This window comes from Shewanella algidipiscicola (assembly GCF_003605125.1).
Lineage (GTDB): Bacteria > Pseudomonadota > Gammaproteobacteria > Enterobacterales > Shewanellaceae > Shewanella > Shewanella algidipiscicola.
In genome coordinates this window covers 177,464-191,174 of record NZ_QPQT01000003.1, presented here as the reverse complement: position 1 = coordinate 191,174, position 13,711 = coordinate 177,464, and the positions used below count along the sequence as shown (strand labels likewise).

13 protein-coding genes are annotated in these 13,711 nt (G+C 46.8%); all 13 read right to left on the bottom strand.

Features of this window, described 5'->3' with window-relative positions:
- Positions 1-66 precede the first annotated feature (66 nt).
- On the bottom strand, positions 67-399 hold the full coding sequence (gene fliE / locus DVO77_RS04510; protein ID WP_110456371.1) for a flagellar hook-basal body complex protein FliE: 333 nt from the start codon (positions 397-399) through the stop codon (positions 67-69).
- A gap of 288 nt (positions 400-687) precedes the next feature.
- A complete protein-coding gene (locus DVO77_RS04505; RefSeq protein ID WP_119977486.1) occupies positions 688-2,037 on the bottom strand; it encodes a sigma-54-dependent transcriptional regulator in 1,350 nt (449 codons plus the stop codon).
- Entirely contained in the window at positions 2,030-3,103 is a 1,074-nt protein-coding gene (locus DVO77_RS04500; RefSeq protein WP_119977485.1) for a sensor histidine kinase, read from the bottom strand. Before DVO77_RS04500 ends, DVO77_RS04505 begins: the two co-directional genes overlap by 8 nt.
- A gap of 142 nt (positions 3,104-3,245) precedes the next feature.
- Entirely contained in the window at positions 3,246-4,679 is a 1,434-nt protein-coding gene (locus DVO77_RS04495; protein WP_110456374.1) for a sigma-54 dependent transcriptional regulator, read from the bottom strand.
- Between the two features lie 271 nt (positions 4,680-4,950).
- Positions 4,951-5,358, bottom strand: coding sequence for a flagellar export chaperone FliS (fliS, locus tag DVO77_RS04490; protein WP_110456375.1), 408 nt, complete (start codon positions 5,356-5,358; stop codon positions 4,951-4,953).
- A 10-nt stretch (positions 5,359-5,368) separates the two neighbouring features.
- A complete protein-coding gene (locus tag DVO77_RS04485; protein WP_119977484.1) occupies positions 5,369-5,686 on the bottom strand; it encodes a hypothetical protein in 318 nt (105 codons plus the stop codon).
- Positions 5,687-5,704: 18 nt separating this feature from the next.
- Positions 5,705-7,078 carry a flagellar filament capping protein FliD gene (fliD, locus tag DVO77_RS04480; RefSeq protein WP_119977483.1) on the bottom strand — a complete coding sequence of 458 codons (1,374 nt, stop codon included), beginning with the start codon at positions 7,076-7,078 and terminating at the stop codon, positions 5,705-5,707.
- A 34-nt stretch (positions 7,079-7,112) separates the two neighbouring features.
- On the bottom strand, positions 7,113-7,493 hold the full coding sequence (locus DVO77_RS04475; protein WP_119977482.1) for a flagellar protein FlaG: 381 nt from the start codon (positions 7,491-7,493) through the stop codon (positions 7,113-7,115).
- A gap of 96 nt (positions 7,494-7,589) precedes the next feature.
- Positions 7,590-8,408, bottom strand: coding sequence for a flagellin N-terminal helical domain-containing protein (locus DVO77_RS04470; protein WP_119977481.1), 819 nt, complete (start codon positions 8,406-8,408; stop codon positions 7,590-7,592).
- A gap of 248 nt (positions 8,409-8,656) precedes the next feature.
- Positions 8,657-9,478 carry a flagellin N-terminal helical domain-containing protein gene (locus tag DVO77_RS04465; protein ID WP_119977480.1) on the bottom strand — a complete coding sequence of 274 codons (822 nt, stop codon included), beginning with the start codon at positions 9,476-9,478 and terminating at the stop codon, positions 8,657-8,659.
- An 84-nt stretch (positions 9,479-9,562) separates the two neighbouring features.
- Positions 9,563-10,753 (bottom strand): flagellar hook-associated protein FlgL, encoded by a 1,191-nt coding sequence (gene flgL / locus DVO77_RS04460; protein WP_119977479.1) that lies wholly within the window; start codon positions 10,751-10,753, stop codon positions 9,563-9,565.
- A gap of 11 nt (positions 10,754-10,764) precedes the next feature.
- Positions 10,765-12,678 carry a flagellar hook-associated protein FlgK gene (gene flgK / locus DVO77_RS04455; protein ID WP_119977478.1) on the bottom strand — a complete coding sequence of 638 codons (1,914 nt, stop codon included), beginning with the start codon at positions 12,676-12,678 and terminating at the stop codon, positions 10,765-10,767.
- Positions 12,679-12,718: 40 nt separating this feature from the next.
- Complete coding sequence (gene flgJ, locus DVO77_RS04450) at positions 12,719-13,705, bottom strand: flagellar assembly peptidoglycan hydrolase FlgJ (RefSeq protein WP_119977477.1); 987 nt, start codon at positions 13,703-13,705, stop codon at positions 12,719-12,721.
- Between the last annotated feature and the right edge of the window lie 6 nt (positions 13,706-13,711).

Sequence of the window (13,711 nt, the reverse complement as noted above, 5' to 3'; positions counted from 1 at the left end):
CTGTGCTCACTATAGATACCTGCTGTGTGTTTTATTTAAGAAATGCCTGATCAGAAAAGCTGCCCATTATACTGGCATGCTCATGATCTCTTTGTACGCTTCGACAAGTTTGTTACGCACCTGCACTGTGGCTTCAAATGCGACGCTGGCTTTTTCGCGCGCGATAACCGTATCAGATAAAGTGACCCGGGTATCGCCCATATCGAGACGTGTTTGCATCGACGATGAGTGACCCTGTAACGAGTTCACTGTGCCGACCGCTTGTGAGAGGAGTTGACCAAAGTCACTGCCACTGGTGTTAGCGACTTGCTGAGTTATGTTAGGAGTGATCCCGCTAGGCTTAATTTCACCGCTAAGCGATTGCATCTCCTGCAATAATGAATTGGCACCAATCTGCATACTAACCTCTTAGTCGTCGTATTATTGACGAAAAATTTCTGTTAGCAAGGCTAATGCAATATTATTGCCAAAATGGTCAACCGATAGCACTTTAAGCCAGCGAATCGCTTAAATAACCACCTAGAGGTGACAATTAAGTCAAGCCTAGGCCTAGAGTTGACCACGCAAATAAGCTGCGAACCGCGGGCGTTAAATAGCACAAATAAAAACGCAGCATAAGAAGATAACTTCTGCTGCGCTTATCGGACATAACCTATGTTGTGCCTTCTACTTTAAGGTAAGGAGGAATTACGTTGGCAGTTGAATGCCTAAATCGCGCATCTTAGCCATCTTATAGCGCAGTGTACGGGCACTGATCCCCAGTTTTTCGGCCACTAACTTACGACTGCCGTTACACTGGGACAATGTCTCGAGGATGATCACGTGCTCTTGCGCTTTGAGCTCATCGCCGAGGCCATCTAACTCGGCGCTTTTTGACTCGCCAAACTGCGGGGCACTGTCGATACCAATATCTTGGTTATCGATAATAATATCGCCTCCCGTGATGGTATCGCCCGACTGTAAGATCAGGGCTCGCTGTATCACGTTATCCAGCTCGCGTACGTTACCCGGCCAGCGATGGGTCAATAAACGCCGTGATGCCGACTCATCTAATTGTGGCACGTACGCTAATCCGCTCGACTTAGCATGACGCTGCACTAAGTGTTTTGCCAGCGGCAAAATATCCGCGGGGCGTTGATACAATGCCGGCCACGTCAGCGGAAACACGTTAATCCGATAATAGAGATCTTCACGAAACTCGCCTCTGGCAGCAAAAGCTTTTAAATCACGGTTGGAGGTCGCCAAAACCCGCACATCTAGCTTAATGGTTTTACGACCACCTAAACGCTCGACCTCGCGCTCTTGCAATACCCGTAATAGCTTGGCCTGTAAGCCTAAGTCCATTTCAGAGATCTCATCAAGCAACAAGGTGCCACCCTGCGCCTGTTCAAATTTACCCGGACAGGCCTGATAAGCGCCAGTAAATGCTCCCTTTTCATAACCAAACAGGGTCGCCTCAAGCATATTTTCAGGGATCGCCGCACAATTAATGGCCACAAACGGGCCATCGGTGCGAGTACTATGCTGATGAATATAGCGCGCTAATACCTCTTTGCCCGAACCACTTGGTCCCAAGATCATAACCGAGGCATCTGAATGTGCCACCTTTTGCGCCAACGCCAGTAAAGCTAGGCTTTTATCATCGGCCACAATCGGCTGATTTTCGATTAATTTAGGTTTTAAATAGCGCGACACCTGGTTTAATAACACCTCTGGCGCGAAAGGTTTAGCTAGATAATCAACCGCCCCCAATTTAATGGCACTCACCGCATTATCTATGGTGGCAAAGGCGGTCATTAATAAAAGAGGCAACTGACTGTAATGCTGCTGTAAATAATTGAGTAAGCCTAAGCCGCCGATGCCGTCCATCTGCACGTCACTGATCACCATGTCAAACTGATGTTCCTTTAGCGCCACGATCGCCTCTTCGGCAGACCCAACATCAATACATGCATACTGGGCTAGCAGTAAGGTATCGACGAGGGCTTCACGCAGTGAAATATCATCTTCAACCAATAAGATATGAGCTTCAGCCATGGGTCACCTCCACGTCCTGTTCGACCATAGCGGGTAAGGCGAATGAGGCGCGGCACCCTTGGCCGTGTATACAATTGAGCTGCAGTTGGCCATGATGGTTTGCCACCACGGTTTGCACCACGGCCAGACCTAAGCCAGTGCCTTGCGACTTGGTGGTAAAAAACGGTTCTAATACCTGTTGCTGCATGGATTTATCCATCCCTTTACCGTTATCAACCACTTCAAACAGGATCTGCTGCGCATTATCTTGCGCCTTAATCCAAACATGTGTGGCTCCGGCCTCAATGCTGTTAATCACTAAATTATTAATGGCAGAACTCAATGCAGCGCGATTGGCCATAAAGGTCTGTGTTGAGGCCATATCAAGGTGCAAGCGACACTCTTTACGCGCCGCGATCGGCTCACAATTGGCCAGCACAATATCGACCACTTCGGCCATACTCGTTGCATCGGTTAACTCTTGTTGACGCCCTTTAGCCATGAGCAACATATCATCGACCTGCTGCGATAATTCATTGAGCCGGTCGATAAGCTTTGATTGAAAACGCTGGCGTGAATCTGTGGTTAATTTAGGACTGCCAAGATTAGAGGCATACAGCAAAGCGGCCGATAAAGGCGTTCTCACTTGATGCGCTAAGCTTGCCACCATTTTACCTAAGGCAGATAAACGCTGCAGGTGGGATAGATTCTTTTGCAGCAAGCGGGTTTCGGTCAGATCGGTCAGTACAATCAACTGTCCAGGCTCCGGCGTTAAAGGGGTTATCGCCAGCTTAACTCGGCGACCATTTTTCAGAGAGACTTCATGACCATCATCATGCTGCGGCGAAAAGGCACGGTTAATGATATGCAACCAGCGCATGCCCGCCAGTGGCTGACCAAGTAACTGCACCGCAACCGGATTAGCCTCGGTCACAATACCGTCGCCATTAATGATCACTACACCCGATGGCATCGCTTGGAGAATATGTTCCATGGTGCTAGACATCGCATCGTTAGCGACGCTGTTGGCCATCATAGGTGGCACAGAGTCAAACTCAGTAAAGTGTAATTTGGGCGTAGCGGACATAGTCACTCCGTCAATAAATTGCTGCCAACGGAGTCTTTGCAGGTTTTGTGCCAATAAAAAACTATAATAAACAGTAAAATAGATAGAAAACAGAAAGGGCGCTATCTTAAGCGCCCTTTCTACATAATCAACTTGATTACGTTTAGTCTTTGCTCATGCCATATTTACGCATTTTTTCAACTAAGGTTGTGCGGCGAATACCCAGCATTTCTGCGGCTCTGGCGACCACATTATCTTGCTGTTCTAATGCTTGGCGGATCATATCAATTTCAAGTTCAGCCAAGAGGTCTTTAAGATTGACTCCTTCAGGCGGTAATTCACTGGGGAAGCGGCTCTCAGGCATATCCACCTCCACTTCATCGCTAAAGATTGACGCTAAGGCGTCACGCTCTAACTCCTCTTCACTGACGTCGACTTGATACTCAGGTACATCGATATGACGGTACTTCAGTGGTAAATCGTTCACATCGACAAGGCCACCAGGATACAGAATGGTTAAACGCTCGACTAGGTTAGACAGCTCCCTCACATTACCAGACCAACCGTGCTCTTTAAGCGATTCGATGGCGCGCTGGGTAAAACGTACCTTACCACGCCCCTCGTTATAGACTCGACTGACTAATTCTTGTAGCAATAGGGGAATATCGTCTTTACGCTCGCACAGGGCGGGCATCTCGACCGGAAAAACATTTAACCGATAGAAGAGATCCTCTCTGAATTCGCCATTGGCAATCATGGTTTCAAGCTCGCGATGGGTAGCGGCAATCACTCGAACATCGGTCTTAAGCGCCTTGCTGCCACCGACGCGTTCAAAGACTTTCTCTTGCAGTACACGCAGCAGTTTTACCTGCATCTGCAGCGGCATATCACCAATTTCATCGAGAAACAGTGTACCGCCTTCGGCTAATTCAAATCGTCCCTTACGGGCACTAATCGCACCAGTAAAAGAGCCTTTTTCATGGCCAAAGAGTTCACTTTCTAACAATTCAGCAGGAATCGCACCACAGTTAACAGGAATAAAGGGGCCATCACGTCGCTCTGAAATATAATGAATATTTCGCGCTACCACCTCTTTACCTGTACCGGATTGCCCCAGTACGAGTACCGTGGCATCAGAACCCGCCACTTGATTTATCAGATGACGAACTTGAGCAATACCTTCACTTCGCCCAACTAAGCTACGAAATAACTTGGTTTGATTGCCACTGGTTGGTACTTCAGGCCGTTTAGCCTGAACAAAAACTTGGCAAAAATGTAACAACTCAGTGAGCTGCGGGTAGTTAAGGGGTTCTTCGATACATCCAAGAATATTAGATGTGCTAAGGGGGTCGGTTTGGCCTAATACCAATATCGGCTGCCAAGGAACCGCGGCGGCAATCGTCTTTAACAGCTCTTTTGATTGTGCTTCTTGAGCTAGCACCAATGCCCGAAACCGGGTATTGGAAACTCGAACTTCAAGTTCATCAACGCCAAGCTGTTCAACTTGTTCACCAAGAAACTCAAAAACACAAGATAAGCGATTAGTTCGCTCTGACTCATTACCGACAAGTAGAATTCGTTGATCTGTTTGCATCATTTAAGAAGGCCGTAGAAGCGCTCAGTGTTGTTCGCATTAATTATTAGTGTTAGTAGCTTAGAAAACGAGATAATGCAGTTACTACTGATTTTAAATAAACTAATTACCATTAAGGAATAGTGTATTATCAGCAACGTATTAGCAAGTATCAGATTCACTTTATGACAAACTCATCTGATTCTAGAACAATTTATCTACGATTCAAGCACAAGATGTCAAAGGTTTGACACCTGACAGAATTGTGGCGCACAAGGCTTTACGAACCACGCAATTACACATCACTGTGTGACACTATATGATGGTCTTTTTGCGGAATAGCATCCCAACCCTCTTTAATGGTTCTGAGTATCTCACTAACATCATCAATGGCCTGCACATCATTATTGATATTAGCTTCCGATATTTTACGCAGCATAAAATCATAGAGTTCGCTAAGATTATTGGCGATATCACCGCCAGCTTCCATATTCAAACTATTGTTTAGGCCAGTAATAATACCAATGGCTTTGCCAATAAAGATCCCTTTGTTGGCAATATCATTATTTTCAATCGCATAACGGCTTTGCGCTAAACGTTGCAGCGCCCCCTCAAACATCAATTGAATTATACGATGGGGAGAAGCGACCGAAATTTCGCTCTCTACTGATACCTTACGATATGATTTCAGTGACGTTCTCATAAATACCTACCTACTCTGAACCTATAGACTTATACACATTAAGCTGCTTCTGGCTCTTTTGCCCTAAATGCAGCAGCTCTTGTCGATGTTTTAACAATGGTACCGCACGAGCAGTAAACTGATTCGTGAGCGTTAATTGCGTCTGCAGTACTTGTCTATCTTCCTCTTTAGGAGACTCAAGCAACTCATTGAGTAAAAGTTGACGCTGATTAACCAAATCTAGCAAATTTAATACCAACTTGTCAGCTTTTTCATCTTCGGCTGTAATCGCCTCTAATTGACTCAATACAGCAGCCAACTGAGTATTTAGTGTATTCAGTGATTGCAAATCTAGATAACCTTACAATTAACCAGATGCCTTGACCACACCTGGCAGAGAATTTAATGCGCTAATCACGCCATTACCTTGGGAAGTTAAATTACCCACCACTAAATCCATGGCATTGAACTGTTTAAATAATCGCGCCTGTAGCTGCTCCATCTTCATGTTGAAAGCTTCGCGCTGATCTTCTAAACGTTGCTGATCTTCTGTTAAGGTATTATTGCGTGTGTTAAGCAGCCCACTGGTTTTAACATAACCTTCAACTAAGGTATCTAAGCGTGTTGCTAGACCTGTGTCTTTGGTGGCAAACAGGTTCTCGATACTGCCCATATCTTCATTAATGACTTTATCTAACTTGGTGCTATTAACAGATAACTTACCATAGCGATCGGCTTCAATTCCGATATCGTAAAGCGCAATACTGTCGCCACCGCCAGTATCGACCCGGGTCGAAATCATATTGCGCATTTGCGACTCGATAGAGCGGATCATTGAATCCCCTTGCATGGCCGCGGCTTTCTTCTCTTTCGCGTCATAGGAGGATAGCTTTTCTATCGTGTCAATCAAACCGTTATAGGCATCAACGAAGCCCTGCACATTCTCTTTAACGGCCTCTTCATCAAGCTCAATTTTGAGTACTGAAGTCTTATTCAGATCGGCATCGGTTAAATTTAAGGTCACCCCAGAAATCGCATTGCTAATTTCATTGGTTTGCGACTGTAACTTTTGCCCATCGATATACACAATCGCTTCTTTGGCCGCTTGTACTTCGGTCAAATTACCTGTGCCAAACATATCATTAAGCCCAGTCCCGCTAGTATCGTTAGCCGCAACGGTGACATTACTGTCAGAACCTTCGGTGTCAGAGCTTATCACTAAGCGGCTGCCACCATCTGTGGTGACTATGGTCGCTGTGACACCGACGTTATCGTCGGCATTGTTAATACTGGCGGCTATCGCATCGAGCGAATCACCCGCCGCGACATCAACGCTAAAGGAGTTACCATTTACCGTAAAATCTAAGCTACCTTCGCCCACAGCCGCTTTAGGGTCGGCGGTATAGCCACCAGCCACCTTATGACGCTGGGCAAGTTGCTCAACCACTATATTATAACTACCCGACTGGGCATTTTTATCGGCGCTAGCCGTAAAATAATTGCTCTCACCGGTACTGACTTGGCGTTGGTTTAGACTATTACCATCTTTAAGTTTTTCTAAGGCATCTTGAAACTTAGACAAAGCACTCTTTAACGTACCAATGGCAGAAACCTGCGCTTCAAGCGCATCTTCTTTTTTATCGAAGATCGCTTCTTTAGGCACTTTTTCGGCATCAACGAGTACGCCGACAATCGTGTTGATATCGAGTCCAGAGCCAATTCCCGTTGCTGTTAATGCCATAAATACCTCAACTTAATTATGATGTTCTAAAGCCTTAAACTTCAGTTTTCATTAGTAAACCTGTCACTTCCGACAATTTTTGCGCCAATTCTAGAGCTTCTTCATTAGGAATTTGACGAATGATATCGCCAGAATCTATATCCATAACGCTTACAACATTCGTGCCAGAATCTTCATCGATTTTAAATGCCAACCCTTTTCGCATCAGCGACATCATGTCAGACAGCTCATCGACAACGCCTTGCAGTTGCTCTGGCTCAGCTGGTGCTGCGGGCACCTCTTCTGCTGCTTCCACCGCGTTAATGGCAGAGCGAGTATCTAATTCAACATCCTGCTGACTAGGTTTCGTCGCCGCATGACCTACATCCACTTTAGTCGGAGCAAGAGTAGCTGAGTTAACCATATTGATGTCCATAACGATAACCCTCTATTTCACCTTGTTGCTTAAAACCACGAAAGGGAGGCTCGTTGCCGAACCTCCCTTATCGTATCAATGCTTAACCTTGGCTCGTTATAGTAACGATAGTGCAACCTGTGGCAACTGGTTAGCTTGCGCTAACATGGCTGAACCCGTTTGCTGTAGTACCTGGTTTTTAGTCATTGCGGAGGTTTCTTTGGCGAAATCCACATCCACAATACGACTCTTAGCATCGGCAACGTTGGCTTGCGTGTTAGCGCTGTTACTGATGTTGTACGACAGACGGTTTTGCACCGCACCTAAGTCGGCGCGCTGGCCATCGATTTGTTTAATCGCATCATCAATCTGCTTAAGCGCACTGCCTCTATTAGCAGATGTTGCGTTCAATAACCCACTAACCTTTAGGGTAGTCTGATCTGTTTTCGGAATTTTTAGGGTAACATCTTCACTATCTTGATGACCCACCTGGAATGATTTACCACCAGCGAAACCACCACTCATTAACTTAGTATTACCAAAGGCGGTATTTTTACCAATCTCACCTATCTCGGTTGCTAGGGCGTCCATCTCTTTTTTTAACGCCGCTAAATCGTCATCACTGTTGGCACCGTTTTCTGATTGAACGGTCAAGTCACGCATACGTTGCAGCATGTTAGTCTGCTCTTGCATCGCGCCTTCAGCAATCTGGGCAATAGAGATCGCATCGTTAGCGTTACGCATACCCACTTCAAGACCACGAACCTGAGAATCTAGACGGTTAGAGATGGCCAGACCGGCGGCATCGTCTTTTGCACTGTTAATACGCAAACCACTTGATAGACGCTCCATAGAGGTCGCTAGGTTACCACTAGACTGATTCAAGTTCTTTTGAGCTTTCATCGATGTAACGTTTGTATTTACTGTAATAGCCATTATCGTTTCCTCTACTATGCCTGACTTAATCACTTGCCTGTCTGACTTGAGCCAGGCGGAGCTAATTGGTTACAGTAAATGTAACGGCACGAGGATTTTAATCTTTAGTTTTTTTTTAAAAAAAATACTAAATTCAATTAATGCATTGAATTTAGTATTTAAAAATATCATTGTTACACGAATAAATAGGTTAAATGGAGCCGACACTTGCGACTCCATTTAACCTAAATTGATCTTATTGATAGCCATTAGCCTAATAGTGATAAGGCAACCTGAGGCAACTGGTTGGCTTGGGCTAACATGGCTGAACCCGTTTGTTGTAGTACCTGGTTCTTGGTCATAGTGGCGGTCTCTTTGGCGAAATCCACATCCACAATACGACTCTTAGCATCGGCGACATTCGCTTGAGTATTGGCACTGTTACTGATGTTATGTGCTAGACGGTTTTGCACCGCACCTAATTTAGCGCGCTGGGTATCGATAGTATTAATGGCTGCATCAATCTTGTCTAATGCCGACTTACGATCACCTGCTGAAGCATTAGCTAAGGCACCTACTGAAAGACTGTCTTTATCGGTTCTGCCTACCGAAATCGTGATATCTTCATCATCTTGATGACCCACTTGGAAGGTTTTACCCGCAGCAAAGCCACCGCTTAGCAGCTTAGTATTACCAAAGGCGGTATTTTGACCTATCTCATTAATTTCATCGGCCAGCTGATCCATCTCTGCTTTTAGCGCCTGTAAATCAGCGGGGCTGTTAGCACCGTTTTCAGACTGGATGGTCAAATCACGCATCCGCTGTAGCATGTTTGTTTGCTCTTGCATCGCGCCTTCGGCAATCTGTGCGATAGAGATGGCATCATTGGCATTACGCATACCCACTTCTAAACCACGTACCTGCGAATTTAATCGGTTCGAGATGGCTAGACCTGCCGCATCATCTTTAGCGCTGTTGATCCGCAAACCACTAGACAAACGTTCCATTGACGTTGCCAACCCCTGAGATGAGGTGTTGAGGTTTTTCTGCGCCTTCATTGATGTAACGTTAGTATTTACTGTAATAGCCATTGTGTTTTCCTCTTCTTGGTTGCACTGCCAAGACGCTGAGCTTGGCTAAAAATCCTGAGTTAACATCTACCGAGATAAGCCTCGTTAGATATAGTCAAATAGTGTCGTCGACCCGACTTTGCTAAACACACTCGACACCGCATTTAACGCTAATTGCTGTTTTTCGAGCTCTGTAATAGCAGAGGCGTAATCTAAATCTTCGAGCATCGATAACGCCGAACTGTTGACTAACTTCTCTTCAACATGGGCCGAACTGTGACTCTCTAGACTTTTCAAATGAGTGCCCGATTGACCTCGAGCAATACTGATTTGATTTACACCACTATCGATATCATTCAATACCTGTGCCAACTCTGATCTTCCTTGGGGCGTATTTATTTTATTCGGATCTTCTATCAAGGAAATCGCTTGATTAATGGTGTCGAAAATACTGACTTCACTTTGGGGATTTATGGTAAAACTGTCGCCGTTTTCAGGCATGTCAGAGAGAGAAACCTCAATACCATTAACACTTACAGGGGTGGACGGGTCAAACGGCGATACCGTGGTCACCAAGGCCGCGCTTGAGTCTCTCACCTCTAGATCGCCGCCCACCATGGTGAAGGTGTAGCTGTCTTCAACATAAGCTGCAGGATCGGTAATACTGGCGCTGTTCACACTAAAATCACCGACTTGGCTTGCCAAATAATTGACACTGAAATCGCCTAATCCTGATGGCGCATTCATAAATGCCTGATCGCCCGGAATATTAGTGCCTAAGGTGACGCCCGATGCGACGACCGCATCACGTACGCCACTATCGCCGTTATAAACCACATTGCCTGCGGCATCGAAACTAAACGGCTGCTTACCCGTTTCGAAGCCACCAAATAGATAATTGCCCGATTCATCTTGGGTATTGGCAATCGCCACCAACTCTTCCAAGGTTGTGCGCAGTTCAACGGCAATCATTTGCCGCTCGGAATCTTCTAAACCGCCATTTGCTGCACGCAACATTTGCTCTCGAACCGATCCCGTCAATGTCTCGGCGCTGCCAAGCTTACTTTCGGTCAATGACAAACGGTTATTGGCATAGTCGATATTTTTCATAAACTGATCGACTAAGGCATTTTGTTGGTTAAGATTATCAATACCAATAGCGGCAACCGGATCGTCACCTGCGGTATTGACTCGCTTACCACTTGATAGTTGCTCTAAGATTTTACTGGTCGATGATTGCCTGTCTAACACACTGGTAATACTTTGGTTAAACATCTGTGCCGTTGAAATGCGCATCAGCTTTACTCCTATCTCACCGAACTAAATAAAGTGTCAAAAATTTCAGCAGCTGTGGTCATGATCCGAGCGGATGCTTGATAAGACTGTTGAAAACGCATTAGATTGGCGGCCTCTTCATCGAGGTTTACACCAGACTCACTTTGCACTCGGCTATAAGCCTGTGCGTAAATCGCCTCGGCCGAACCTAATGCCACCTCAGCCGATTTAGCTTTGCCACCTACGGCTAATTTAGTCGACTCATACACATCACTTAAGGTGGCGCTACCGCCCTGCATCAATTTGGCTTCGTTTAACTTGGCCATCTCAAGGGCATTATTGTTATTACCTTCGGCAAAATTGAGATCAAAGGTAAAACGCTGACCGGCCTCGGCGGTACTGCTTTGCACATCGAAATTCATCCCAAAGGCGTCAATATTAGGTGGCGTAAATGTCCCCGCACCTAAAACGGCACCTGTTGCATCAAAGGCTTGATAGCTATTGGTGATGGTGTCTATTTCAAAGGTGATTTCACCGCCAACGCCAGGGAAATTGGCTTGGCTAGGATCCATACTGTTTAATGTGATGCTCGTGCTACCCGTATTGGCCGCATCGGCATTGATACTCGGACCCGCAGCAGCAATGCCTTTAGGGTCGCTCATCACCACATCAATCCCCGCTGCGGCGCCCGCTGTGGGCCTGATCTCAAACTGATCGCCCGATGCCATGGTGCCTGCGGCTATTTGAATACTAAAGCCGTCGCCACCAGTGAGCTCGTTACCGTTAAGCACCAGTGGTGTGACGACGCCACTGTCGTTATCTTTAAGCTCATAGGTTGCAGGCGCGGTAAAACTTAACTGATAGTTACCACCAGAAAGCGCCCCAACATCATCGATATTGACCTTGAGGGTGGCATCTCCGGTATTATTGCCATAGGCGCCTACGCGGCCCATCGACATCTTAGGATCGTTGATATCTAAAAAGAGGTTTCCGCCTACATTGCCATTTAAATCAAAACCTTGGCTCTGAGCTTGATTAAAGCTATCGGCGATACCTACGGCCAGCTGGCCCATCTCCATTTGTGCAGGGATCAAGGTGTCATCCCTAAATTGAAATAAGGCGCCTAAACTCCCCCCCATTTTAGTGGGATCGAGCACCAGACTCTGGTCGCCAGTCGATGCAGTGATCCGCAGTTCACCGCCAAATGGGTCGCCCATTGTCGAGCCCACTTGCATCGTCACCTCACCAGACACCAACATGGCGGCGCCGCCAAGCATGATGCTTTTAGCGCCTGATTCCAGTGGGATCACATTGACTGTGGCATATTCGCTCAGCTCTTGGATTAAGGCATCTTGATGATCAAGCAGCTGCATGTCGGCCCCTTGAGACTTCATCAACTCCTGATTGATGTGTCCAAGTTCCTTGCCGATGGCATTAATCCTGTCGGTGACCGCCACGATTTGATCGTTAGTCTGCTGCATTTGACCATTAAGGTGCGAATTCATCTGGTTTAACGCATTAGCCAGCTGTTCGGCATTACCCAGCACACCACCTCGTATCCCTAAATCATCGGGAAGATCGCTCAAACTGCTGAGTCCTGCAAACAGGTCATTTAAGCCTTGCGGCACCGATTTGCCGATCTGCGAAAACAGTTGGTCGAGCTCACCCATTTTGACATGCGTGGTCTGCGCCTGACTCACCGCCGTTTGCCCAATACGCAGTTCGCGCGCGGCGTAATCGTTATAAATACGCTTAACGTCGCTCACATAGGTACCCGCACCAAAAACGTTATTGCCTAAACGCTGCGAGTCGAGGCTCGACTGCTCAGCCACTTGACGGTGGTAGCCTTGAGTGTTGGCATTAGCGATGTTATTACTGGTTATCGCCAACTGTGACTGCGATGCCAGTACGCCCGTACGAGCAATGTTAAGTAAGTCCAATGACATTAAAGAATCCCTCCTACTGGGCGGGCAATGGTAATTTGACTCATGGTGTTACTCCCGATATGGCTGAACCCAGCCCTTTGGTTACCGATTGCATCACCTTGATCACTTTGTCAGCGTAATGTGGATCGGTTGCATAACCGGCATCTTGCAGGGCTTGTACAAACGCTGCAGGATCGGCCGCCTTATCCATGGCCGCTTGATAACGTGGCCCTTCAGAGATAAATGACACAAAATCATCGAAACTCTGCTTTATGCCGTCATATACGCGAAAATCGGCCCGTTGTTTAACCGCAACACCTTGTTCAAACTCCAAGGTACTCACGCCTGCTTTATCGCCTTGCCAGCGCTTGTCGGCCTTAATATTAAATAGGTTATGACTGGGCTCACCCTGTGCGGTGCGCACCATTTTTTGTCCCCAACCAGTCTCGAGTGCCGACTGGGCAATGAGTACCTCTGGCGTGGTGCCAAGGGATTGTGCTGCCGCTTTAGCATGGGGATATAGCGCACTAACAAACTCTTCACGGCTACTGAAGCCATTTATGGGCGCCGCCGATGGCAACACTTTGCCGCTGACAACCTCGTCGAGTGCCTCGGGTAAAGAGGGAGTTTGAGTCGCTGAAACCTTAGATTGGCTTACATGCTGTGCCGTCATATTGACGCTAGATGAAATAGGCTGCTGCATGCCGCCACGTAATACTGACGCTGGGGTATAAGCACTGGCCGTAGGATCGAGCTGCTGCACCATCAAGTCGGCTAGGCCTAACATGCCTTTGTCGGAGAGGTTAACCGACATCTGCTGATCGTGCATCTGCTCGTAAAACTTAGTGTATTGGCTGTTCATCGGGCTGTCGGATTCAAACACTGCATTGGCGTCGCGCATGCTCTGCATCAGCATTTGCACGAAGATCCCCTCAAACTGCTGCGCCACTTCCTTCAGAGCTGACTTATCATCTTTTTGTGCTTTGGCACGCAGGGAGTCTAGCCCCCCGATGTCCATAAAGTGCGATGAATGTGACAGCTTTTCCATAGTCAA